This is a genomic window from Achromobacter sp. Marseille-Q4954, assembly GCF_943737025.1.
In the GTDB taxonomy this organism is placed as follows: domain Bacteria; phylum Pseudomonadota; class Gammaproteobacteria; order Burkholderiales; family Burkholderiaceae_B; genus Achromobacter; species Achromobacter bronchisepticus_A.
This window is the reverse complement of the sequence record NZ_CALSFQ010000002.1, coordinates 765,947-789,959: the sequence shown is the minus strand read 5'-3', so window position 1 is coordinate 789,959 and position 24,013 is coordinate 765,947. Positions and strand designations below refer to the sequence as shown.

Annotated in this window: 22 protein-coding genes and 1 pseudogene; 18 read left to right on the top strand and 5 right to left on the bottom strand. The window is 68.5% G+C overall.

The window, feature by feature from the left end:
- Positions 1-40 precede the first annotated feature (40 nt).
- Positions 41-1,828 carry a chloride channel protein gene (locus tag NGK62_RS21655; protein WP_251880283.1) on the top strand — a complete coding sequence of 596 codons (1,788 nt, stop codon included), beginning with the start codon at positions 41-43 and terminating at the stop codon, positions 1,826-1,828.
- Here NGK62_RS21655 and NGK62_RS21650 read toward each other — a convergent pair.
- Complete coding sequence (locus NGK62_RS21650; protein ID WP_251880282.1) at positions 1,814-2,707, bottom strand: LysR family transcriptional regulator; 894 nt, start codon at positions 2,705-2,707, stop codon at positions 1,814-1,816. The genes NGK62_RS21655 and NGK62_RS21650 overlap by 15 nt on opposite strands.
- 130 nt (positions 2,708-2,837) lie before the next feature.
- Here NGK62_RS21650 and argC point away from each other — a divergent pair, with 130 nt between their 5' ends.
- On the top strand, positions 2,838-3,770 hold the full coding sequence (gene argC / locus NGK62_RS21645; RefSeq protein WP_059379801.1) for an N-acetyl-gamma-glutamyl-phosphate reductase: 933 nt from the start codon (positions 2,838-2,840) through the stop codon (positions 3,768-3,770).
- 19 nt (positions 3,771-3,789) lie between these two features.
- Here the strand turns inward: argC and NGK62_RS21640 are convergent, their stop codons facing one another.
- A complete protein-coding gene (locus NGK62_RS21640; RefSeq protein ID WP_251880281.1) occupies positions 3,790-4,689 on the bottom strand; it encodes a LysR family transcriptional regulator in 900 nt (299 codons plus the stop codon).
- Between the two features lie 131 nt (positions 4,690-4,820).
- Between NGK62_RS21640 and NGK62_RS21635 the strand changes: the two are divergent.
- The 4 genes and pseudogenes from NGK62_RS21635 to NGK62_RS21620 form a co-directional block, all read left to right on the top strand.
- A pseudogene (locus NGK62_RS21635) lies at positions 4,821-6,392 on the top strand (ATP-dependent acyl-CoA ligase); the annotation flags it as partial.
- A gap of 36 nt (positions 6,393-6,428) precedes the next feature.
- Complete coding sequence (locus NGK62_RS21630) at positions 6,429-7,742, top strand: MFS transporter (RefSeq protein ID WP_059379722.1); 1,314 nt, start codon at positions 6,429-6,431, stop codon at positions 7,740-7,742.
- Entirely contained in the window at positions 7,739-8,887 is a 1,149-nt protein-coding gene (locus NGK62_RS21625) for a thiolase family protein (RefSeq protein ID WP_251880246.1), read from the top strand. The genes NGK62_RS21630 and NGK62_RS21625 overlap by 4 nt, the downstream gene beginning before the upstream one ends.
- Positions 8,884-9,207, top strand: coding sequence for a zinc ribbon domain-containing protein (locus tag NGK62_RS21620; protein ID WP_251880243.1), 324 nt, complete (start codon positions 8,884-8,886; stop codon positions 9,205-9,207). The genes NGK62_RS21625 and NGK62_RS21620 overlap by 4 nt, the downstream gene beginning before the upstream one ends.
- Before the next feature lie 12 nt (positions 9,208-9,219).
- Here the strand turns inward: NGK62_RS21620 and NGK62_RS21615 are convergent, their stop codons facing one another.
- Together NGK62_RS21615 and NGK62_RS21610 are read right to left on the bottom strand one after the other, a co-directional pair.
- Complete coding sequence (locus NGK62_RS21615) at positions 9,220-10,050, bottom strand: TlpA disulfide reductase family protein (RefSeq protein ID WP_251880241.1); 831 nt, start codon at positions 10,048-10,050, stop codon at positions 9,220-9,222.
- 27 nt (positions 10,051-10,077) lie between these two features.
- Positions 10,078-10,842: an IclR family transcriptional regulator gene (locus NGK62_RS21610; protein WP_165867793.1), complete on the bottom strand. Its 765-nt coding sequence runs from the start codon at positions 10,840-10,842 to the stop codon at positions 10,078-10,080.
- A 218-nt stretch (positions 10,843-11,060) separates the two neighbouring features.
- On the opposite strand from NGK62_RS21610, the gene NGK62_RS21605 reads away from it, so the two are divergent.
- The 12 genes from NGK62_RS21605 to NGK62_RS21550 all read left to right on the top strand — a co-directional run bounded on the left by NGK62_RS21605 (position 11,061) and on the right by NGK62_RS21550 (position 23,489).
- Positions 11,061-12,605 (top strand): acetolactate synthase large subunit, encoded by a 1,545-nt coding sequence (locus NGK62_RS21605; protein ID WP_251880239.1) that lies wholly within the window; start codon positions 11,061-11,063, stop codon positions 12,603-12,605.
- Between the two features lie 29 nt (positions 12,606-12,634).
- Positions 12,635-13,429: an SDR family NAD(P)-dependent oxidoreductase gene (locus tag NGK62_RS21600; RefSeq protein WP_118931975.1), complete on the top strand. Its 795-nt coding sequence runs from the start codon at positions 12,635-12,637 to the stop codon at positions 13,427-13,429.
- 30 nt (positions 13,430-13,459) lie between these two features.
- A complete protein-coding gene (locus NGK62_RS21595; RefSeq protein WP_118931976.1) occupies positions 13,460-14,503 on the top strand; it encodes a WD40/YVTN/BNR-like repeat-containing protein in 1,044 nt (347 codons plus the stop codon).
- Positions 14,504-14,522: 19 nt separating this feature from the next.
- Positions 14,523-15,008 carry a VOC family protein gene (locus tag NGK62_RS21590; RefSeq protein WP_054454578.1) on the top strand — a complete coding sequence of 162 codons (486 nt, stop codon included), beginning with the start codon at positions 14,523-14,525 and terminating at the stop codon, positions 15,006-15,008.
- A gap of 49 nt (positions 15,009-15,057) precedes the next feature.
- On the top strand, positions 15,058-15,660 hold the full coding sequence (locus NGK62_RS21585) for an amino acid synthesis family protein (RefSeq protein WP_251880237.1): 603 nt from the start codon (positions 15,058-15,060) through the stop codon (positions 15,658-15,660).
- A 12-nt stretch (positions 15,661-15,672) separates the two neighbouring features.
- On the top strand, positions 15,673-16,515 hold the full coding sequence (locus NGK62_RS21580) for an alpha/beta fold hydrolase (protein ID WP_118931979.1): 843 nt from the start codon (positions 15,673-15,675) through the stop codon (positions 16,513-16,515).
- Positions 16,516-16,572: 57 nt separating this feature from the next.
- Positions 16,573-18,267: a bifunctional 3-(3-hydroxy-phenyl)propionate/3-hydroxycinnamic acid hydroxylase gene (locus NGK62_RS21575; RefSeq protein ID WP_118931980.1), complete on the top strand. Its 1,695-nt coding sequence runs from the start codon at positions 16,573-16,575 to the stop codon at positions 18,265-18,267.
- Complete coding sequence (locus NGK62_RS21570; protein ID WP_251880235.1) at positions 18,264-19,859, top strand: sulfatase-like hydrolase/transferase; 1,596 nt, start codon at positions 18,264-18,266, stop codon at positions 19,857-19,859. The genes NGK62_RS21575 and NGK62_RS21570 overlap by 4 nt, the downstream gene beginning before the upstream one ends.
- Positions 19,860-19,993: 134 nt before the next feature.
- Positions 19,994-20,956: a Bug family tripartite tricarboxylate transporter substrate binding protein gene (locus tag NGK62_RS21565; protein ID WP_223283322.1), complete on the top strand. Its 963-nt coding sequence runs from the start codon at positions 19,994-19,996 to the stop codon at positions 20,954-20,956.
- Positions 20,957-21,123: 167 nt separating this feature from the next.
- The gene (locus tag NGK62_RS21560; RefSeq protein ID WP_118931983.1) at positions 21,124-21,915 is read left to right on the top strand and encodes an amino acid ABC transporter substrate-binding protein; all 792 of its coding nucleotides are present in this window, start codon (positions 21,124-21,126) and stop codon (positions 21,913-21,915) included.
- Positions 21,916-22,060: 145 nt separating this feature from the next.
- Positions 22,061-22,714, top strand: a complete 654-nt coding sequence (locus NGK62_RS21555) for an amino acid ABC transporter permease (protein WP_054454544.1) — start codon at positions 22,061-22,063, stop codon at positions 22,712-22,714.
- A gap of 22 nt (positions 22,715-22,736) precedes the next feature.
- Entirely contained in the window at positions 22,737-23,489 is a 753-nt protein-coding gene (locus NGK62_RS21550; RefSeq protein WP_251880925.1) for an amino acid ABC transporter ATP-binding protein, read from the top strand.
- Between the two features lie 62 nt (positions 23,490-23,551).
- Here the strand turns inward: NGK62_RS21550 and NGK62_RS21545 are convergent, their stop codons facing one another.
- On the bottom strand, positions 23,552-23,950 hold the full coding sequence (locus NGK62_RS21545; protein ID WP_251880233.1) for a hypothetical protein: 399 nt from the start codon (positions 23,948-23,950) through the stop codon (positions 23,552-23,554).
- Positions 23,951-24,013 lie beyond the last annotated feature (63 nt).

Here is a 24,013-nt window from a genome sequence, read left to right as displayed (position 1 = left end):
CATTTCGCAAATCCCTGCGCAATTCTTCCCGTCTTCGAACATGCCTCCCACTTCTTCCTCCGCCCGGGCCGCGCTGCGCCTGGGCGACTTCACCACGGACAAGCGCGTGGTCCTGCTCATGGGGCTGGCCATCCCGGTCGGCCTGGCCAGCGTGGCCGCGGCCTGGGCCTTGCTGCGGCTGATCGCGCTGTGCACCAATCTGGCCTACCACCACCAGTTCTCCTTCAAGGACCAGCCCATCACGACCGGCCACCTGGGCCTGGCTTCCGTCGCCATTCCGGTCGTGGGCTGTCTCATCATCGGCCTGATGGCGCGCTACGGTTCGGAGAAGATCCGCGGCCACGGGATTCCGGAAGCGATGGAAGCCATCCTGATCGGCAAGAGCCGCATCCAGCCCAAGGTGGCGGTGTTGAAGCCGGTGTCGTCCGCCATCTCCATCGGCACGGGCGGCCCGTTCGGCGCCGAAGGCCCGATCATCATGACGGGCGGCGCCATCGGTTCGCTGTTGGCACAGACCATCCACCTGGACGACGGCGAGCGCAAGACCCTGCTGGTGGCCGGCGCGGCCGCGGGCATGACGGCGATCTTCGCCACGCCCTTGGCGGCGGTGCTGCTGGCGGTCGAGCTGCTGCTGTTCGAATGGAAGCCGCGCAGCTTCCTGCCGGTGGCGATGGCGGCGCTGGTGGCCGCGGCCACGCGCGCATTCGTGCTCGATGGCGGCCCGATATTCGCGTATTCGGGGTCGCTGCCGTTCACGCCCGCGCACCTGTTGGCCTGCGCGGCCGTAGGCGTGCTGGCGGGGCTGGGATCGGGCGTGCTGACGTCCATGGTCTACGCCGCCGAGGACCTGTTCGAGAAACTGCCGCTGCACTGGATGTGGTGGCCGGCCTTCGGCGGCCTGGTGATCGGCCTGGGCGGGCTGATCGAGCCGGCGGCGCTGGGCGTGGGCTACGACAACATCCGCCATCTGCTGGCGGGCGATCTGGCGTTCCAGGCCGTGCTCCTGCTTCTGGCGGTCAAGGTCATCATCTGGTCCGTGGCGCTGGGTTCGGGAACCTCGGGCGGCGTGCTGGCGCCGTTGCTGATATTCGGCGGCGCGCTGGGCGCGTTGGCCGCGCCGCTGCTGCCGCAGGCCGATCCGGGCTTCTGGGCGCTGCTGGGCATGGCCGCGATGATGGGCGGCACCATGCGCGCGCCGCTGACCGCGACCCTGTTCGCGGTGGAGCTGACCGGCGACATGGGCGCGCTGCTGCCGGTGCTGGCGGCCTGCGTGTTCGCGTACGGGATGACGGTGCTGCTGCTCAAGCGCTCGATACTGACCGAGAAGATCGCGCGGCGCGGCCATCACATCAGCCGCGAGTACCGCGTGGATCCCTTCGACCTGCTGCGGGTCAGCCAGGTGATGACCACGCCGGTCCAGACGCTGCCGGCCGATTGGACGGTGGCGCAAGCCATCGCGCATTTCACGACGGCGCAGCCGGTGCACACCAGCTATCCGGTGCTGGGTGCCGAAGGCGCGGTGGTGGGTGAAGTCACGCGCGCGGACACGCTGGCCTGGGCCATCGACGACGAGCAGACCGGGCGCACGCTGGGGGAAGCGCTGCAAGGCCGCGACCTGGTGTACGGCCATCCCGAGGAACTGGCCAGCCAGATCGCCGACCGCATGGCGCTGACCGGCGCCGGCCGCATACCGATTCTTGACCGGGCCAACGGCCGGCTGGTCGGCATCGTGGGGCGCAAGGACCTGTTCCGCTCGCGCGCGCGCCGGCTGCGCGAGGAAAGCCAGCGCACCGCGTACTTCCGCCGCACGCCCTCAGCGGGCGGGTGAGGCGCGCAGCTCCCACAACACGTCCAGCACGTGCCGGGTGGCTTGTTCCACCTGCCCGGCGCGGTGCGCGATACCCAGCGGACGCCAAAGGGCCGGCCGCAGCGCGCGCATCTGGATGCGCGGATCCGGCTGCGGCGCGGTGGCCTCGTGCGGCAACAGGGTGGCGCCGTAGCCCGCGGCCACCAGGCTCTTGATGGCGTCGTTGTAGTTCAGCTGGATGCGGGCGCGCGGGTTCAGCCCGGCGGCGGCGAACCATTCGCCCGTCAGGCGCGACAGCCGCGTGCTGGCGTCGTTCAGGATGAGCGGCCGTTCGGCCAGCCAGGCCGGCGTTAGGCGCGCGGGCGCTTTCCAGTCCGCGGGCAGGAAAGCCATGACCGGGTCGCGCCGCCAGGGGCGCAGCACCAGGCCTTCCAGCGGCGGCTGGGGCAGGGCCACCAGGCCCACGTCCAGCGAGCCGTCGGCCAGGCGCAGCAGGGTTTCCTGCGAAGTCAGCACGGCCACCTGCACGTCGATGCCGGGATGGTTGCGCCCCAGCGTTTCCAAAGCCTGCGGCAGCAGATGGGCAATGGCGCCGGTGGAGGCGCCCAGCCGCACGCGGCCGGACAAGCCCTGCACCTGCCGCTGCACGTCGTCCAGCGCCTGGTCGGCATCGGTCAGCAGGCGGCGCGCGCGTTCCAGCAGGGTTTCGCCGATGGCGGTGGCGCGGACCTGGCCGCGCTTGCGCGTGAGCAGCGGCGCGCCGATGCGCGCCTCCAGGTCGGCCACGTGCAGGCTGACGGTGGGCGGGGCCAGATGCAGCGCGCGCGCCGCATCGGCGAACGAGCCCAGGTCGGCGATGGCAACCAGGGTGCGCAGGCGGTCCAGGCTGATTTCACGCATGGCGGTTTCGTTCAGGAAAGCTGAATTGGATAGTCATGATATTCGACTTTTGTAATCTGGCTTTCAGTCCGATGATGGAGTCCTGCGCCCGGAACCTTCCGGCGCCCCTTTGATCCAGGACGCAAGCGCCATGACCCAACCTCTAGTTTTCATCGACGGCGACCAGGGCACCACCGGCCTGCAGATCCACGAACGCCTGCACGGGCGCACGGATCTGCGGCTGCTGACGCTGCCCGAGGCGGAACGCAAGGATCCGCAACGCCGCGCGCAGGCGATCAACGGCTGCGACATCGCCATCCTCTGCCTGCCGGACGAACCGGCGCGGCAGGCCGCCGCGTCCATCGTCAATCCCGCGGTACGGGTGATAGACGCCAGTTCCGCCCACCGCACGACGCCGGGTTGGGTCTATGGCTTTCCGGAAATGAACGCGGAACAGTCCGGGCTGATCGCCCAGGCGCGGCGCGTCAGCAACCCCGGCTGCTATCCCACGGGCGCGGTCGCCTTGCTGGGTCCGCTGCTGCGGGCGGGGCTGGTGCCGGCCGACTACCCGGTAGTGGTGCACGCGGTGTCCGGCTATTCGGGCGGCGGGCGCGCGGCGGTGGACGCCTACGAAGCCGCGGACGGCGCGCCGGGACCGGCGTTCCAGCTCTACGGCCTGGGCCTGGCGCACAAGCACACGCCCGAGATCGAGCGGCATGCCGGCCTGACGCAGCGGCCGGTGTTCGTGCCAGCCTATGGCGCCTATCGCCAGGGCATCGTCCTGACCGTGCCGCTGCAGCTGCGCCTGCTGCCGGCGGGCGTGGACATGGAGCGCCTGCACGCCTGCCTGCAGCAGCATTACAAGGGCGCGCGCCACGTGCAGGTCGTGGCGCCGCAGGACGCGGCCGCCCATACGCACCTGGATCCGCAGGCGCTCAACGGCACCAACGACCTGCGCCTGGCTGTCTACGGCAATGCGCAGCACGGCCAGGTACTGCTGACGGCGGTGTTCGACAACCTGGGCAAGGGCGCCTCGGGCGCGGCGGTCCAGAACCTGGACCTGATGCTGGCCGCGATGCGATAAGCGCCGCGCCTGGGCGGGCTCAGGCCGGGTCCGCCAGCGTTTCCACCACCAGGCGGCGCAACCAGACGGTGCCCGGGTCGCTTTCGAAGCGGGCGTGCCAATGCACGGTCACGGACAGGGGCGGCAGCGCGATGGGCAGCGGGCGTATCTGGAACGCGTCGTCGTGGTTGAACCAGATCGCGGCCCGCAGCGGCAAGGTCATGGTGAGATCGGTGCGCCGCACGATCTCGGCCGCCGCCGAGAAATGCGGCAAGGTCAGATACGGCCTGCGCGGCAGGCCGGCCTCGCTCAGCACATCGTCCAGCAAGCGGTGGGCGCTGGCGCGCGAGGCCACCAGGATGTGGTCCAGGCGCTTGTACTGGCTGCGCGTCAGGCCCGTCGACAACACCGGATGGCCGCGCCTGCCCATGCAGGTGTAGCGTTCGCTGAACAATTCCGCGTGGCAGGTTTCGCTGCCCAGCCCGGCCAGGTTGCCGATGGCGAGATCGACCTCGCCTTCTTTAAGAGCCTGCGGCAGCCGTTCCAGCGGGATCTCCAATACTTCCACCTGCAGGCGCGGCGCCAGGGCGTGCACGCGTTCCATCAGCGACGGCAGGAACACCATTTCACCGATATCGGACATGGACAGGCGAAAGCGGCGGGTGCTGCTGGCGGGCTCGAAGCGCTGCCGCAGGCTGACCGCCTCCGCAAAGCTGTTCATGCCGCGCTCGATGGGGTCGGCCAGGGCAAAGGCGACCGGCGTGGGCTGCATGCCGGACGCCGTGCGCGCGAACAGGGGATCGTCGAACTTTTCGCGCAGGCGCGCCAGCGCGTAGCTCACGGCGGGCTGCGTCAGGTTCAGGCGCTGCGCCGCGCGCGTGACGCTGCGCTCCTGCAGCACGGTCAGGAAAACCCGCATGAGGTTGAGATCAAAATCCACGCATGCCTCTCATATCAGCTTGATTTATAAGATAAATAATATCCATAAATTTGACATATAAATAGTTGATTCCTAGACTAATTTCATAAGGCTGGGGCAACGCTTGCCGAGGGCCGCAACAAAGGGGAAGCACCGCCATGCATGCGTTGACACTGCCGTCGTTGTTGCTGGAGCAGGGCGCCCGATGGGGCGAGCGCACATGGGTACAGGCGCCGGGCGGCGCGCTGCGTTACGGCGATGCTCCCGGGCATGCGGCGGCCTGGGCCGCGCGTCTGGCCCAAGCCGGGATCGCCCGGGGCGACCGGGTCGGGCTGATGGCCGGCAACCGGCATGAGTTCCTGTCCATCGTGCTGGGCTGCGGCTGGCTGGGGGCGGTGGTGGTGCCTATCAACACCGCGTCGCGCGGCATGCAGTTGCAGCACATCCTGGCCAACAGCGGTTGCCGTTTGCTGGTGGCCGACGCCGCGTCCTGTCCGGCGCTGGCCGCACTGGACATGCAGCCCCTGGCCTTGAACCGCATCTGGCTGCTGGACGGCAATGCCGACGCGCTGCCGGTGCACGCGTGTCCGCCTCCTCCCGCGCCGGACACGCCGCTCCCGCCGGCGGCCGACCTTGGGCCGGGAGATACGCTGGCCATCCTGTACACCTCGGGCACGTCAGGCCTGTCCAAGGGCGTGTGCTGTCCTCATGCGCAGTTCTATTGGTGGGGCACGATCGCCGCGCGCAACCTGGAAATCGTCGAGAGCGACGTGCTCTACACGAGCCTGCCGCTCTTTCACACCAATGCGCTGAACGCCTGCTTCCAGGCCCTGGTCACGGGCGCGACCATCGTCTGCGACGAGCGTTTCTCGGCCAGCCGCTATTTCGACCGGCTCGAGGCCACGGGCGCCACGGTGACCTATCTGCTGGGCGCCATGGTGCCCATGCTGTTGGCGCAGCCGCCTGCCGCAGCCGAACGGCGCCAGCGCGCGCGGATCGCGCTGGCGCCCGGGGTGCCCGAACGCTTCCATGCGGCGTTCGCCGAACGTACCGGCATTGCGCTGCTGGAGGGCTACGGCTCCACCGAAACCAATTTCGCGCTGGGCGGCACGCTGGCCGAGCAACGCCCCGGCACGATGGGACGGGCCGCGCCTGAGTTCGACGCGATGGCGGCCGACGAGCACGACGCGGCGGTGCCCGACGGCACGCCGGGCGAATTGCTGCTGCGCGCACATGTGCCATACGCCATCGCCACAGGCTATTTCGGCATGGATGACAAGACGGTGGAAGCCTGGCGCAACCTCTGGTTCCACACGGGCGACCGGGTGGTGCGCGATGCGGACGGCTATTTCCGCTTCCTGGACCGCACGAAGGATGCCATCCGCCGGCGCGGCGAGAACATTTCCTCGTACGAGGTGGAGCAGGTGCTGCTGGCGCATCCGGCGGTGGCTGCCGCGGCGGTCTATGCGGTGCGTTCCGATCTGGCGGAAGACGAGGTCATGGCGGCGCTGGTCTACAAGACCGGGCAGGCCATCGCGCCCGAGGCGCTGCTGGACTTCTGCCAGCCTCGCATGCCGTATTTCGCCGTGCCGCGCTATCTGCGCGTGCTGGAGGATTTGCCGCGCACCGAGAACGGCAAGATCCGCAAGTTCCGCTTGCGGGATGAGGGCATTACCGGCGACGCCTGGGACCGCGACGCCGTCGGTTATCGCGTGGCGCGCTGAGCGTCATCAATCCATTCAAACAGACTAGGGGCGGCAATGACGATGGCATACAAGGGGGCGGCCGCGGCCGCTGGCGACGATGCGCGCAGAAAGCGCACGCGGCGCGTGGTGATGGCGTCCGTCGCGGGCAACGCGATGGAATGGTATGACTTCTTCATCTACGGCACGGCGGCGGCGCTGGTGTTTGGCGAACTGTTCTTTCCCAAGGGCACTGACCCGCTGCTGGGCACCATGGGGGCGTTTGCCGGCTTTGCGGTCGGCTTCCTGGCGCGGCCGCTGGGCGGCGTGATCTTCGGTCATATCGGCGACCGCTACGGCCGCAAGCTGGCGCTGGAATGGACCCTGGGCCTGATGGGCGCCGCGACCTTCCTGATCGGGCTGTTGCCCACCTATGACCAGGTCGGCTTCTGGGCGCCGGTGGCCATGGTGGTGCTGCGCATCCTGCAAGGCGCGGCCGCGGGCGGGGAATGGGGCGGCGGCGTGCTGCTGATCAGCGAGGCGGTCGGAGGCAAGCGCCGCGGCTACTTCTCTTCCTTCAGCCAGTTGGGCGTGGCGGGCGGCTTCGTGCTGTCCTCGGGCGTCTTCATGCTGGCGCAGCAGTTGCCGCAAGAAGCCTTCATGAGCTGGGGCTGGCGCCTGCCGTTCCTCTTGAGCGTGCTGATCTTCGGCGTGGGCTTGTACATCCGCAAGCACATCCCGGAAAGCGATGAGTTCGTGCAAGCCGCCAAGACCGCCAAGCGCGGCATGCCGGCAGTCGAAGTGTTCCGCCGCTATCCGCGCCAGGTGTTTACCGCGATGGGCCTGCGCGTGGCCGAGAACGGCGGGTCGTACATCTTCCTGGCGTTCGCGCTGGCCTATGGCAAGTTCCTGGGCATTCCCAACGACGTCATGCTGGGCGGCGTGCTGGTGTCGATGTTCATCGAGCTGGGCACGCTGGTCTGGTTCGGCCATCTGTCCGACCGCATCGGGCGGCGCACGGTGTACCTGATCGGTTCGGCCGGGCTGGTGCTGGTGGCATTCCCGTTCTTCTGGCTGGTGCAGACCAAGGAGCCGGTATGGATATTCCTGGCCTTTTTCCTGGGCAACACGGTCTGCCACGCCGCGATGATCGGCACCCAGCCGGCGTATTTCGCCGAACTATTTCCTGCAGAGGTCCGCTACACCGGACTGGCGCTGGGGCATGAACTGGCGTCTGTCTTCGCTGGCGGCCTGTCGCCGCTGATCGCCATGGCGCTGCTGCGCAAGTATGAATCGGCGACCCCGGTGGCGTGGTTCCTGGTGGGCATGGCCGCGGTCACGGTGTTGACCTTATTGCTGACGCGCGAACCGCCGCGGCAGGAATCGGCATGAGCGCGGCGCGCGGCCCGGGCATCGTTGGCGTGGGCGAAACGCCTTCGTTGCGCCATCCCGGCCCGGGGACCAGCACGGCCGGCCTGATGGCCGAGGCGATCGCGCAGGCGCTGCGCGGCGCAGGGTTGGAGCCCGGCGATGTGGACGGACTGGGCGTGGCTTCATTTACGTTGCGCCCCGACCGCGCGATCGATCTGGCGTGGCGTCTGGGACTGCGGCTGAACTGGTGCATGCAGGACGAGATGGGCGGCGCCAGCGCCATCAATCTGTTGCGCCAGGCCTGGCTGGCGTTGCAAGCAGGGCAGGCCGAGACCATTGTGCTGGTCGCGGGAGACCATTTCACGGGCGCCGATTTCGCGGGGCTGGTGCGGGGCTACAACCGCAGCGCGCAGGACTATCTCAGCCCCCTGGGCTGCGAGGGTCCGAACCCCTTGTTCGCCATGCTCACGCAGCGGCAGATGGCGCATGCCGGCCTTGCCCGGGAAGACTATGGCGCGCTGTGTGTCGCGCAGCGGCAATGGGCGGCCGGCAATCCCAACGCGGCGTATCGCGAGCCCATGAGCCTGGCGCAGTACCTGGCCGCGCCCATGGTCGCGCCGCCGCTGGGACGCCTGGATTGCGTGCCGGTGGTCAGCGGCGCTTGCGCGTTGGTGCTGAGCGCGCGTCCGGCGGGAATCAGCGTGCGGCTGCTGGCCAGCGATGCCCGCTATAACGGCGACCAGCAGGAAGGCGACGGGCTGCAGACCGGCATCGCGGCGTTTGCGTCGGCGCTCTGGCAGCGCGCGGGCCTGGGGCCGCAAGACATGGATGTGCTCAGCGTGTATGACGACTATCCCGCCATGGCGCTGGCGCAGCTGTGCGATCTGGGCGTCGCCAGCGTGGATGACTTGCCTGGCTTCATCGCGCGCCGCCTGGCCTCGCGTGACTTGCCCGTCAACACCGCGGGCGGCCAATTGTCCGCCGGGCAGGCGGGCACCGCCGGCGGCATGCATGGCCTGGTCGAAGTGGCGCGCCAATTGCTGGGGCAGGCAGGGGAACGGCAGGTGCGCGGCGCGCGCCACGGCGTGGCTACCGGCTACGGCATGGTGCAGCTGCGCTACGGCATGTGCGCCAACGCCGCGGTGCTGGCGCGGGAGGAAGCATGAGCGTCAACGTCAGCCTATGCAGCAGCTGCGGCCATCTGGTTTATCCCGTGAGGCTGTGGTGCCCGGCTTGCGGCCATGGACAGGCGCGCGCGGCGGCGGTGGAGCAGGCTGAGTTGCTGGCCTGGACCGAGTTGCCGTCGCGGGACGGTGCGTCCGCCGCAGTCATTGCCACGGTCCGGGCGCTGCCCGCGGGACCGGTCCTGGTCGTCCGGTTGGAAGAACCGCCCACCCATGCAGGCCAGCTCCTGTCGCTATTCGAACGCGATACGGACGGGCGGCCCTTGCCTTGGGCCCGCCTTGCGGCCGAGCCGCGGTCCTGAAGCGCTCTTGGGTCAATCGCCGCTGGCCGGCGCCTGGATCGCCTCCAGGCGCTGGGCCAGCGACGCTGCCGACAGCTCGCCCACGCGCAGGTCCACCAGCCGTCCCCGGGCATCCAGGAACAGCGTGGCGGGCAGGCCGCGGTTGCTCATCTGGCGCGAGGCCGCGCCTGCTGGGTCGAGCAGCACGTTGCGCAGCGTCGGCGCGTGTTGCGCCAGGAACGCCGTGACGTCCGGCGGCGCTTCGGCCTGGTTCAGGAAGACAAAATTCACATTGGGATGCGCCGTTTGCGCCGCGACGAAGGCGGGCATTTCGCGGCGGCAGGGCGGGCACCAGCTCGCCCACAGATTGATGACGGTGGGCTTGCCCTGGTAGACCGCCAGCGCCGCGGGTGCGCCGTCCAGCTGGCGCAAGGCCAGCGCGGCCAGTTCGGGCTGAGCCTGCGGCGCGGGCGCCAGCCAGCGGCCGCCGCCTATCCAGATCGCGCTGGCCAACGCCAGCGCGCCCAGCAGCGCGGGCCGCGGCGCCCGGCGGCGCAAGGCCGCGTACAGCGCGTAGAGCCACGCCGCGGCAAGCCCGGCCATCCCGGCCCAGCCGCCATCGCGCAGGTCCAGGATCCGGAGCGGATTCTCGATGAAGTGCGCCTGGTACTGCCAAACGAAGCCCAGCCGGGCGACCACCAGGCCGATGATCAACGCCCGCCAGAGCACCGCGCCCGTATCGGGCCGGGGCTGTAGCTTGCGGGTGAATATCCTGGCGGCCAGCAGCCCGACGGCGGCGGCAACGATGAGGACCAGCAGGTCCGAGGGAAAGACGAGGGGACCGATACGGATGGCGGGTGTCATGCGTGAACCTGGGACTGGGGGCGTGGATCAGGCCGCTTGCGGCAGCTTGGTCGGCGCCTGCGCGATGCGCCGGGTGATCTCGGTGGCGGCGCGGCAGATCAGGCCGGCCAGGTAGTCCTCGCGGAAGGCCGCGAAGGCATCCTGCATGCCGATGAGCGTGATGCTGCCCAGCACATGGTTCTCTTCATCGAAGATCGGCGCGGCGATCCCGGTCTTGCCGGAATCCAGTTCGCCTGACGAGATGCAATAGCCGGCCTTGCGCACTTGCAGCATGGCTCGGGAGAAAGACTTCCAGTCCTGGCCCAGCCGCTGCATGTCGGACGCATCGGCGTGCTCGTCGTAGACGCGGCGTAGCTGGCGCGGCCCCAGATTGGCCAGGATCACGCGGGCGGTCGCGCTGCGCAGCAGCGGCATGTGCCGGCCACGGCCGAAGTTGAGGGCCTGGGTATTGCGGCCCGCCTGCTGGTGCACGTTGATCACCTTGTCGTCGTAGCGCGCGCTGAGCAGTACGTCCAGCCCGGTCTGGCCGGACAGTTCCTCGATCAGGTCGCGGCTGACCGTCAGCATGGGGTCGTACTCCCGCATCTGCAGGTCCAGGGCAATGATGCGCGGGCCCAGCGCGTAGCCGGCGGGCAGGCGCACCAGCAAGCCGCAGGCGCACAGCTCGCGCACGTAGCGGTAGGCGGTGGCGGGCGCGTAGCCCTGCAATTGGCAGATGGCGTCTACGTCCAGGACCGGCCGGTCGGGCTGAAAGAGGTCCAGGACATCGAGCATGCGGCGAAGACTGTTCATGTGTGTGAGGCGTGGGAAGGCAGACGTGCTGCGAGGGTGCACCAAGGGGCGCGTATTGGCAAATCGCCCCACCGCGCGCGGCGCGCACGCGTGTGTATAGGACTTTCCTGCAGATCTATCAAATAGATAATTCTAATAAATTATCAGACATCAATCCGCCAAAAGAAATTGCACATTTATCAAATTACGATAAAGTAGCAAAAAAGGAGGCGGTAATCATGACCGGAGCTAGTGCCTTGCTGGAGGCTCTGCGCAAGCAGGGCGTGGAAGTCTGTTTCGCCAATCCCGGCACCACCGAGCTGGACCTGGTGCGTGCGATGGAGGAGGTGCGCGGCATGCGCTGCGTCGTCGGCCTGCAGGAAAACGTCTGCACTGGCGCGGCCGACGGCTACGGCCGGCTGAGCAGCAAGCCGGCCGCGACCCTGTTGCATCTGGGACCGGGCTTCGCCAATGGCATCGCCAATCTGCACAACGCGCGCCGCGCCCGCACTCCCATCGTCAACATCATCGGCGACCACGCCAGTTGGCACCTGGAATGCGACGCGCCCCTGACCTCGGACATCGAATCGCTGGCGCGTCCCGTGTCCGGCTGGGTGCAACGGATCGCGTCCGCGCAGGACGCGGCGGGCGCCGCGCGCGCCGCCGTGCAGGCCAGCTTGGCCGATGGCGGGCAGGGCGCGACGCTGATCTTTCCCGCTGACTTCCAGGCTGAAAGCGTCGCGGCGGATTCCCCGGAGGCGGCTGTCCAGCCCGCTGCCGAACCTGAGACCTTCGACGCCGCCGCCGCATGGCAGCGCCTGAGCCGCGCGCAAAAGCCGCTGTTCCTGCTGGGTGGGGGCGGCCCGGCCAGCGGCCTGGGACGCCGCGCGCAGATTGCGGCCGCGCGCCTGTGCGCCGCCCTGGGTGGCAAGGCATACGCCGAGACCTTTCCCGCCAGATCGGAGCGCGGCCGGGGCTTGCCGGACTTCGACCGCCTGCCGTATTTCCCGGAACCCGCTCGCGCCGCGCTCGACGCCGCCGACCTGGTGGTGCTGGTGGGGGCGCTGCCGCCCGTGACGTACTTCGGCTATGCAGGCCATCCCAGCCGTCTGGTGCCGGCGGAACGCCTGCTGGAGCTGGCGGCGCCTGGCCAGGACGCCGCCTCGCGCCTGGAGGCGCTGGCCGAATTGGCGGGCGCGCCGGCTTTCGAACCCGCCGCCGCACCGTTGCGCGAACCGGCGCCGGGCGCCCTGACGCCGCAATCCATCGCGGCCGTGGTGGCGCGGGCCTTGCCCAACGACGCCATCGTCTCGGTCGAGGGCGGCACCTGCGGTTATCCGCTGTATGCCGCGTCCGCCGGCGCCGCGCCGCACACCGTGCTGACCAATACCGGCGGCGCCATCGGCCAGGGCTTGCCGGTCGCCATGGGCGCCGCCATCGCCTGTCCGGAACGCCGCGTGGTGGCCGTGCTGTCCGACGGCAGCACCCAATACACGATCCAGGCGCTGTGGTCGCTGGCGCATGAAAACCTGCCGGTCACGGTGCTGATCGCCGCCAACCACCAATACGCCATCCTGCGCAACGAGCTGCGCCGCGGCAACGCCGTGCTGGGCGAGCGCGCCGCCGAACTGACTGCGCTGGACCGCCCGCGCATCGACTGGGTGGGGTTGGCGTCCAGCTATGGGGTGCAGGCCAGCCGCGCCGCGACGTCGGAAGAACTGGCCGCGCAGCTGGAATCCGCGCTGCGCCAGCCAGGACCGGTCCTGATCGAGATGGCGCTGTAGGCGCCGCTATATATAAGGAGCATCAAAACATGGACTTGCAACTCAAGGGGAAGGTCGCGGTGGTCACGGGCGGCAGCCTGGGCATCGGGCGGGCGGTGACCGAAGCGCTGGCGGCCGAGGGCGTGCGCGTGGCCATCGTGGCGCGCCGCCAGGCGCAGCTGGACGAGGTGGCGGCCGATATCACCCGCGCCACGGGCGTGGAAGTGCTGGGCGTGGCCGCCGACGTGTCGGACACGGCCCAGGTCAACGCCATGATGCAGCGCGTGGCCGAACACTTCGGCCGCATCGACATCCTGGTCAACGGCGCGGCCCATCCCGGCGGGCTGGTGCGCAGCGAGATCGACGAGGCCGATCCCGAGGGCCTGCTGGAAGACATCAACATCAAGGTGGTGGGCTACATGCGCTGCGCCAAGGCGGCCGCGCCGCACATGCGCCAGGGCGGCTTTGGCCGCATCGTCAACATCGGCGGGCTGACCGGGCGTGGCAGCAAGCAGCTCTCGGGCATGCGCAACGTGGCGATCTGCCACCTGACCAAGACCTTGTCGGACCAGCTGGGTCCGCATGGCATCACGGTCAACGTGATCCATCCGGGCGTGGTCGAGACGCCCCACATCCATGAACTGTATGAAAAGGAAGCCGCCAAGCAGGGGCTGACGGCCGCCCAGGTCGAGGCCAACTATGCCAAGGCCACGCCGATACGCCGGGTGCTGCAGCCGGCCGAGATCGCCGACGCGGTGCTGTTCCTGGCGTCGCCGCGGGCGGGCGCCATCACCGGCGAATCGCTGGGGGTGGACGGCGGCATCACGCGCGGCATCTTTCTTTGAACCGCTGAACCTCATTCGGGGAGTCTGGATATGCAAGGCACGATACTGGTCGGCACGGCCGGCCAAGGAATACTGCGCAGCGTGGACGACGGCGCCACCTGGCACCGCCTGGGGCTGAAGGAAGCCATCGAGTTCGACGGCACGGTGCGCAGCCTGGCCGTGGACCCGGCCGATCCGCGCCGAGTGTTCGCTGGCGCCGACGCCGGCATGTGCGTCAGCACCGACGGCGGCGCGCATTTCACCCGGGTGGACAGCCCCATGAACGGCATGACTGTCTGGGCCATGGCGATCGACCCGACAGACCCGCGACGCATGTATGCGGGCACCGGCGCGCCTTCGCGCGCAGCGATGTTCCGTTCGGAGGATGGCGGCGCCAGCTGGCAACGCCTGTCGCCTGAACTGCCGGAATTCTGCCGCGGCGTGAACCGCCCGCGCATCCTGTCGGTTTGCGTGGATCCGGACGACGGCCGCGAGGTCTGGTTCGGGGTCGAGGAAGGCGGGCTGTGGCGCAGCCGCGATGGCGGCGACACCTGGTCGCGCGAGGACGAGGAGGGCAACGCCGATGCCATCGCCAACCCCGACATCCATTGCGTAGCTGTCCTGCCGGCCACCGCCGCCGCGCCCAAGACCGCCATGGCGCTGACCGTGAACTCCGTCTACCTCAGCGAGGACGACGGCCGGCGCTGGGACGGCGTGGCCTCCAAGTCGCGCTTTGACGGCATGTACTACACCCGCACGGTGCAGGCGTTGCCGAACGATCCCGACACGCTATTGCTGGCCATCGGCGACGGCACGCCCGGCACGCGCAGCAGGATCTACCGTTCGTCCGACCGCGGCCGCAACTGGCAGCCGGCGCTGCTGCACACGCCGCCCAATTCCACCTTCTGGGCCTTCGGCGTGCACGCCGCCGACCCGCGGCTGGCTTTCGCCGGCACCAAGTACGGCCATCTGTTCCGTTCCACCGACGGCGGCCGCAGCTGGTTCAAGGAATGGCGCGACTTCAGCGAAATCACCGCCGTGGCCTGGACGCCGTATGCCGCGCCCGTGACCGCGCATCCCCAGTCCATCAACTGACAACCCGCCCGAGACCGCCATGTCCACCAACACCACGCTAGCGCCGGCAGACCGCCGGCCGCGCATCGCGCGCACCCACCTGGCCCTGTTCGTACGCGACCCGTTCGCGTCGGCGCCCTGGTACGAATCCGTGCTCGGCATGCAGGAGACCGCGCGGGGCGAGCAATGGGTGTTCCTGTCCTTCGGGCGCAAGCATCACGACATCGCCCTGATCCGCGCGGCCGAGGGCGAGCCCGCCCGCGGCCCCGTCAACATGCAGCACTACGGCCTGGAGATCGAGGGCGACGTGGACGAACTGCGCCGCCTCTACGGCATGTTGCTGGCCAAGGGCGTGGACGTGGTGAAGATCACCGACCACAAGGTCGGCTACGGCCTGTACTTCACCGACCCGGACGGCCACCGCTTCGAGTTCTTCTGCGAAACCGTGCACGGCGACGAAGAGGGCAAGCAGGTTCTGCACGACCACAACGCACCCAGCGTCCCCATGACGCTGGACCCGCTTTGACCGCCCGCGCGGCGCATCCCTTACTGATTCCACATTTCCTGGAACATCCATGAGCAACAGCAATTTCGGTCCCTACCGCATCCGCAAGTGGTATTTGCAGATCGACGACACCCTGGCTACTGAAACCGGCGAACCCGCCGACGGCGAGCCGCTGCGCAAGATCGTCATCGCGGCCGCGCTGCACAACCCCTACGCGGGGCGCTTCGAGCGCGACCTGTCGGGCTACGTCGAACCCTCGGGCATGCTGGGCGAGGAATTCGGCCGGCGCATCATCGCCGCGGCTGGCGGCCAACCGCTGGAAAGCTACGGCAAGGCCTGCGTGGTGGGCACCGACGGCGAGTACGAGCACGGCAACGCGCTCCTGACCACCATCTTCGCCGAGCCCGTGCGAGCAGCGCTTGGCGGCGGCAAGGCCTGGGTGCCTTCCACCGGCAAGCGCGGCGGCCCCGGCACCGTCATCGACATTCCGCTGGCGCACAAGGACGCGCTCTATGTCCGTTCCCACTACGACAGCGTGACGGCACTGTTCGGCGACGCGCCCAACCGCGACGAAGTGCTGATCGCCTTCGCCTTCGCCACCCGCGGCCGCCTGCATGCGCGCCTGGGCGGCATCCCGGCCAGCGAAATCCAGGGCAAAGACGGACTCTGCTGAAAGGAAGCGCACATGCAACGCCGCGACACCGAAATCGCCGTCAACGGCATGACCCTGCACCTGACCGAGTGGGGCCCCCAGGCAGGGCGTCCGCTCTTCATGCTGCACGGCATCCGGGGCTACGCCGAGACCTTCGCCGGCATCGCGCAGGCCTTGCAGCCGGACTTCCGTGTCCTGGCCTATGACCAGCGCGGCCGCGGCGCCAGCAGCTGGGATCCGGGGCGCAACTACTACACCGACGCCTACGTCGACGACCTGGCGAGCGTGGCCGACGCGCTGGGCCTGGACCGCTTCGATCTGCTGGGACATTCGATGGGCGGCATCGCGGCCATCGTCTTTGCCGCCCGCCATCCGCAGCGCGTGCGGCGCCTGATCGTCGAGGATGCGGGACCCGCCGCCTTCGAAGGCAGCGCGGGCGCGGCGCGCATCCAGCGCGAGCTGCGCGAAACGCCCGAATCCTTTCCCGACATCACCGCGGCGCGCGAATACCTGCGCGCGCTGCGGCCCAGCGTGACCGAAGCCGCCCGCGAGGAACGGCTGCGCCACATGCTGAAGGAGGACGGGGCGGGCGGCTGGACCTGGCGCCACGACCATGCGGGCATTGCCGCGACCCGGCTTGATCCCGATCCGGCGCGCGTGGTGGACCTGTGGCCGCAGGTCCAGGCGCTGAGCTGTCCGACCCTGGTCGTGCGCGGCGGGCGCTCGGACTACCTGCAGGCCCAGACCGCCCGCGACATGGCGGCGCGCAACCCGAACGTGGAATGGGTCGAGATCGAAGGCGCCGGCCATTACATCCACGACGACCGGCCGGCCGCCTTCGAGCAGGCCGTCGGCGGGTTCCTGCGGCGCGCCTGAGGCGAGCCCAAGGCGCAACCCGCCAGGCACAAGACAAGAATCCAAGGGAGAGCCGAGATGGCGCATATCGTAGAAGTGCCGGTGCTGGTTGTGGGCGCCGGGCCGGTCGGCGTGACGCTGGCCAATCTGCTGGGCAGCTATGGCGTGGAAACGCTGGTGCTGGAACGCAACCAGGACGTGCTGGACTATCCGCGCGCGGTGGGCCTGGATGACGAGGCCATGCGCACGTTCCAGAGCGCGGGCCTGGCCGATGAGATGCTGCGCGACATGATCCAGAACGTGCCCATGCGCATGTACACGCGGACCAAGCGTTGCTTCGCCGAGATCCTGCCGGCCACGCGTGAGTTCGGCTGGTATCGCCGCAACCTGTTTTCGCAGCCGCTGGGCGAGCGCACCCTGCGCGCCGGGCTGCGGCGCTTTCCCCATGTGGCGCTGGAACTCGGCACCGAGCTGCTGTCGCTGACGCAGGACGAGCGCGGCGTCTCTGTGCGGGTGCGCGATGCCAAGGGCGCCGAGCGCGAGATCCGCACGCAATACCTGCTGGCCGCCGACGGCGGGCGCAGCACGGTGCGCGAGCGCATCTTGCAATTGCCCTTCGACGGCAACACGCATCCGCGCAAATGGGTAGTCATCGAATGCGACCAGGACCCCCTGGACGCGCCCTACACGGCGCTGCATTGCGAGCCGCGCCGCCCCTATGTCTGCCTGCGCCTGCCTTACGGCCTGCGGCGTTGGGAGTTCATGCTGTTTCCCGGTGAGGACGGCGAGCAGATGCTGCAGCCCGAAAAGGTGCAGGAACTGCTGCGCCACCACGTCGCCGATCCGACCAGGCTCAACGTCATTCGCGCACGGGTCTATACGCACAATTCGCGGGTGGCGCGCAGCTTCGTCTCGGGCCGGGTCTGCCTGGCGGGCGACGCCGCGCACCTGACTCCGCCCTGGATCGGCCAGGGCCTGAACGCCGGCCTGCGCGACGCCTTCAACCTGGCCTGGAAGGTGGCCTGGATCGTGCAGGGCCGCCTGGACCCGGCCGCCTTGCAGAGCTACCACGACGAACGCCACAGCCATGCCCGCGCCATGATTTCGCTGGCCGACATGTTCGGCGCCATGCTGTCGCAGACCAATCCCGTGCTGGCGGCGCTGCGCGACACGTTCTTCCTGTCGATCCGGAACATTCCGAAAATCCGCGACTATGTGCTGCAGATGAAGTTCAAGCCCATGCCGCGCTACAGCAGCGGCGTGGTAGGCGACAGCGCCGACAGGACGCAGCGCGAGTGCATCGGCCGCATGTTCATCCAGCCGCTGGTGGAAGGCGAGGACGGCGCCACGCTGCGCCTGGATGAAGCGCTGGGCGCGGGCTTCGCCCTGATAGGCTGGCGCCGCGATCCGCGCGCCGGGCTGCCGCCGGCCCTGCGCGCGCAGCTCGACAAGCTGGGCTGCCGCTACGTGGCGGCGCAGCGCGCGCGTAGCGGCTGCGATCCCGACGAGCTGCAGGCCGGGGCCTTGCCCGTGCTGCAGGACACGGAAAACGCGCTGCACTTCTGGTTCCAGCGCACCCGCGCCGACTGGGTGCTGGTGCGTCCGGACCGTTACGTCGCGGCGCTGGGCCGGCGCGAGGACGCGGCCGATGCCCTGGGCCGCTACGCCGCCCGCTTCGTGCCGGGCGCCGCCCAGGCCACAAGCCAGCCCGCGGCGCAGGCAAGCAGTCCGGCACATGCGCCCGGGGCCATGCTGAACGGAGCGCAGCCATGAACGCGCCTGTCCAATCCGGGAACGGCCCGGTCCGCAACGTGCTGTTCATCATGTGCGACCAGCTGCGCGCGGACCACCTGTCCTGTTATGGCGGAGCCGGCGCCTTGCGCACGCCCCACATCGACCGGCTGGCGCGCATGGGCGTGCAGTACGACCGGGCCTATGTGACGTCCGCGGTCTGCGGCCCGTCGCGCGCGTCCTACTACACCGGCCGCTATCCGCTGTCGCACCGCGTCACCTGGAACCGCGTGCCGCATCCGGTGGACGAATGGTGCCTGGGTGAATACCTGGCCCAGGCCGGCCTGCCGCTGCACCTGCTGGGCAAGACGCACTTCGTGCCCGATCGCGCCGGATTGCGGGGCAAAGGCTATTCGGCCGAGGACGAACAGCGTTTCCTGCAAGGCGGCTTCGTGCCCATCGAGCGCTACGACGGCCATTTCGAATTGGCCAAGGACAGCCCTTACCGCCGCTACCTGCGCGAACGCGGCTACGACAGCGAACGGCCCTGGGAAGACTACGTGGTGGGCAGCCAGGCCGCCGACGGCAGCATCGCCAGCGGCTGGCTGATGCGCAACGCGCCGCTGCCTGCCCGCGTGGACGCGGCGGACTCCGAGACGGCCTATCTCACGGACCGCGCGCTGGATTTCATGCAGGGGCAGGGCGACCAGCCCTGGGCGCTGCATCTTTCCTACATCAAGCCGCACTGGCCGTACAAGGCGCCGGCGCCTTACCACGCCATGTACGGCGCGCAAGACTGTGCGCCGCCGGTACGCTCGCAGGCGGAACGCGAGCGTCCGCATCCGGTGCATGGCGCCTACCAGCGGCTGGAAGAGTCGGAGTCCTTCGCCCGCGACGAGGTCTGGCGCAGCATACGGCCGGTCTACATGGGGCTGGTCAAGCAGATCGACGACCAGGTCGGCCGGCTGCTGGACTACCTGGAGAGCAGCGGCAGGCTGAAGGACACGCTGATCCTCTTCACCTCCGACCACGGCGACCACCTGGGCGACCACTGGCTGGGCGAAAAGGAGTACTTCTACGAGAGCGCGATGCGCGTGCCTTGCCTGGTCCATGACCCGGCGCCCGCCGCCGACGCGACCCGCGGCACGCGCAGCGAAGCCTTCGTCGAATGCATAGACATCGTCCCCACGGTGCTGGAGGCGCTGGCGCTGCCGGGGCAAGAGCACCGCATCGAGGGCCGCTCGCTGCTGCCGGGCATCCGCGGCGTGTCGGAGTCCGCGCCGCCCGCGCGCGAGTACGTGGTGGGCAGCCTGGACTACGCCTACCGCGAGGCGCGCCTGTTCCTGGGACGTGGTGAGCGCGAGTGCACCGGTCTCATGGTCCGCGACGAGCGCTACAAATACTTGCATTGGCAGGGCTATCCCGCGCAACTGTTCGACCTGCGCGACGACCCCGGCGAACTGCATGACCTGGGCGCCGATCCGGGCATGGCGCCGGTGGCGGCACGGATGCGTTCCGCACTGCTGGACTGGCACGAAGGCCTCAAGCGCCGCGCCACCGAAACCGACGAGGAAGTACGCGAGCGCACGCATGCGCACGAACGGATGATGGGCATTCTGATCGGCCGCTGGTGAAGCGGACCGGTCCTGATCTGGATTTCCAGCCGCCCGGGTTCGTCCTGGCTCGGAGCGGCAACTCAGTCGCCGGACGCTTCCGGGAAACGACATATACAAGGGGAAGTACCATGGGATCGCCGTACCGTTGTTGTTTGCAACCCGTCTTGTGGGCCGCGCTGGCGCTATTGCCAGCTACCCAGGCCGCGGCCCAATCCTGGCCGTCGGACACCGTGAAGATCGTGGTGCCGTATCCGCCCGGCACCGAACCCGACGTGCTGGCGCGCGACCTGGGCAACCGCCTCTTCAAGGAGAGCGGCAAGACCGTGGTGGTGGAGAACCGCCCCGGCGCCAACGCCATCATCGGCAGCGACTACGTCGCCAAGGCGGCGGGCGACGGCAATACCCTGTTGATGGTGGACCGGCTGGCGCTGGAGACCAATCCCTTTCTATATGCCAAGGTGCCGTACCGTTGGCAGGAAGATTTCAAGCCCGTCACCGACCTGGGCCAGGTCCAGCTGTACGTGGCGGTCAGCAATGCCTTTCCGGCCAAGACCTACAAGGAATTCATCGACTACGCCCGGGCCAATCCGCAGCGCATCAACGTCGGCACCGGCGGCCAGGGCCATGTGAACCATCTGGGCATGGCCATGCTGGCCAGCGCCGAGGGCGTGCAGTTCACCTATGTGCCGTTCAAGGGCGTGGCGCCAGCCATGACAGCGACCATGGCGGGCGACGTGGACAGCGTCATGGCGGGCGGCCTGGCGGTGTCGGAACAGTACAAGGCCGGCAAGATCCGCGTGCTGGTCGCCGGCGCCTCGCAGCGGGCCGCCATGATGCCCGACGTGCCGACGCTGCAGGAGGCGGGCGGCAAGGCCGGCAGCATTCCGTCCACGGTCTTTACCCTGTTCGCCCCGGGCAAGACGCCGGATGCGCTGGTGGCGCGGATCAACCAGGCGGTGACGGCGGTCACGGCGGATCCAGCGTTTCGCCAGACCTACGAAGCGCGCGGCCTGCTGGTGCGCGGCTCCACGCCCCAGGCCACGCTGGCTGCCATGAAGGAAGAGGCCGGCCGCTATGAAACCCTGATCAAGTCGGCCGGGATCAAGCCGGATTGAAGAGCAGGGCGTCCGGGCGCCGCGCGGGCGGCGTCTGGGGCGGGTTGTGGGGCAATGTCGCCCCAGGGGACGGATTGCGCTCCCGCAAGAGGATAAAATACCGGCTCGCGGCTTTTTGACTGGCCATTCCGGCATTCTTCATTCTTGCGCCCGGCGCATCCATAACGATGAAAAAACTGACAGCTGTACTCCTCGCTTCCGCCACCGCGCTGCTCACGGCTTGCGGCCCCAGCGACAATGCGCCCGCCGCCGGCGCGCAGGCGCCTGCCGCCGCCAAGAAGGTCGTGGTCGGCCTGGATGACAACTTCCCGCCCATGGGTTTCCGCGATTCGAACAACCAGATCGTCGGTTTCGACATCGACATGGCCAAGGAAGCCAGCAAGCGCCTGGGCCTGGAAGTGGAGTTCAAGCCCATCGACTGGAGCGCCAAGGAAGCCGAACTCAACGGCAAGCGCGTCGACGTGCTGTGGAACGGCCTGACCATCACCGAAGAGCGCAAGAAGAACATCAGCTTCACCGCGCCCTATATGGCCAACCACCAGATCATCATCGTCGGCAACGCCTCGCCCGTGAAGGCCAAGGCTGACCTGGCTGGCAAGGTCGTGGGCGCCCAGGACGGCAGCAGCGCCACCGACGCCATCGCCAAGGACCCGGTCGCGGCCCAGATCAAGGAAGTGAAGAAGTTCGGCGACAACGTCACCGCGCTGATGGACCTGGCCGCCGGCCGCCTGGACGCCATCGTGGTGGACGAAGTGGTGGGCCGCTACCTGATCAGCAAGCGCGCCGGCGAATACCGCGTGCTGGACGAGAACTTCGGCACCGAAGACTACGGCGTCGGCGTGCGCAAGGACGACACCGAGCTGCTGGGCAAGCTGGACAAGACCCTGGATTCGATGAAGCAGGACGGCACCGCCGGCCGCATCGCCACCCAGTGGTTCGGCGCCAACATCATCAAGTAAGGGGCGGGCGGCGTCCGCGGCCATCCGGCGCGGGCGTCCCGGCCTGTATTTCGCAGCCCGCCGCGGCGCCAAGGCGCCAGGCGGGCTTACTCATGAATCGATCCAGCCCCGGCGTCCACCGACGCTGACGGCGCGAACCCACTGCATGGACTACGTTCTCTCCCTATTGGGGCCATTGGCGCAAGGCGCGAAAGTCACCCTGACGCTGTTTTTCATCACGCTGGCGCTGGCCGTCCCGCTGGGCCTGGTGCTGGCGCTGGTGCGGATCTCCAAATGGCGCCTGGCCAGCAGCCTGGTCAACGGCTATATCTGGCTCATGCGCGGCACGCCGCTGATGCTGCAGATGCTGTTCATCTACTTCGCGCTGCCGTTCGTGCCGGTGATCGGCATCCGCCTGCCGGACTTTCCGGCCGCCGTGGTGGCCTTCGCGCTGAACTACGCGGCCTATTTCGCCGAGATCTTCCGCGCCGGCATCCAGTCGGTGGACCGCGGCCAGTACGAGGGCAGCAAGGTCCTGGGCATGACCTATCTGCAGACCCTGCGCCGCATCGTGCTGCCGCAGATGGTGCAGCGGGTGCTGCCGCCCATGAGCAACGAGACCATCACCCTGGTCAAGGACACCTCGCTCATCTACGTGCTGGCGCTCAACGACATCCTGCGCACGGCGCGCGGCATCGTGCAGCGCGATTTCACGACCACGCCGTTCCTGGTCGCCGCCGCCTTCTATCTCATCATGACGCTGATCCTGACGTGGTTCTTCCAGCACATGGAAAAGCGCTATGCCAAATATGACCAGTAATTCTCCGTCCGCGCGTCCCGTCATGATCGAGGCCCGCGAAATCATCAAGTCGTTCGGCCCCAACCGCGTGCTGGACCGGGTATCGCTCAGCCTGGGCCAGGGTGAAGTGGTCGCGGTGATCGGCCCGTCCGGCTCCGGCAAGAGCACCTTCCTGCGCTGCCTGAACCACCTGGAAACCATCGACGAGGGCAGCATCGAGGTCGAAGGCGAGGCCATGGCCCGCGCCGTGCCGGGCGGACGCAGCCAGTACGCCAGCGACGCCGACGTGCGCCGCATCTGCCGCAAGATGGGCATGGTGTTCCAGTCGTTCAACCTGTTCCCGCACATGACCGTGCTGCAGAACATCATCGAGGCGCCCATCACCGTCAAGGGCATGACCCGCGCCCAGATCGTGCCCAAGGCCGAAGAGCTGCTGCGCAAGGTGGGCCTGCTGAACAAGCGCGACAACTACCCGACGCGCCTGTCCGGCGGCCAGAAGCAGCGCGTGGCGATCGCCCGCGCGCTGGCCATGGAACCGGACATCATGCTGTTCGACGAACCCACCTCGGCGCTGGATCCGGAGCTGACCGGCGAAGTCCTGCGCACCATGAAGCAGCTGGCCGACGAGCGCATGACCATGCTGGTCGTCACCCATGAAATGGGCTTTGCGCGCGAAGTGGCGCACCGGGTCATCTTCATGGACGAAGGCCGCATCATCGAGGAAGCGCCTTCGGCGGACTTTTTCCACGCTCCGCAAGAGGCGCGCAGCCGCGAGTTCCTGGCGCACATGCTCTGAGGCGCCGGCGTCGCAGGAAAAAGCCCGCTCAGGCGGGCTTTTTCATTTCGCAAACACTCCTGTCACCGCCGGGCGATGCCCAAGGACGAGCGGACCGTCTCTGCAATGAGCGCAAAAGGCAGCTTCTGGGCACTGCGCGGGAGCTTGGCGGAAGTGAAGCCGTCGGCCAGCCAGCCCTGCAGGGCTTGTTCCGGACGCTCTTGCGGGGAGGCCGCCGCCACCGCCTTGGGCACGGAGATGGCAAGCAGCAAGGACTCCTTCTTCGCGTAGTACCTGGCGCTGGAAGAAAAGCCTTGTGGTCCGTAGTCGGTGATGCTGCCGCCGATCCACAACTCGACGTCGAGGGTCCGCAGGCCGGCGACGGACAGGTCGGCCAGGGCGGACTTCAGCTTCGGCCGAAGTTGGACGATGCCGGCAAGCCAGGCGACGCCGGCCTCGGGGCCGCCGATTCTGCCACTCAAGGAAACTTCCATCGAAACTCCTGAAAAGGCGCGCCGGTGTACGGGCTGCGTCGCGCTATCGTC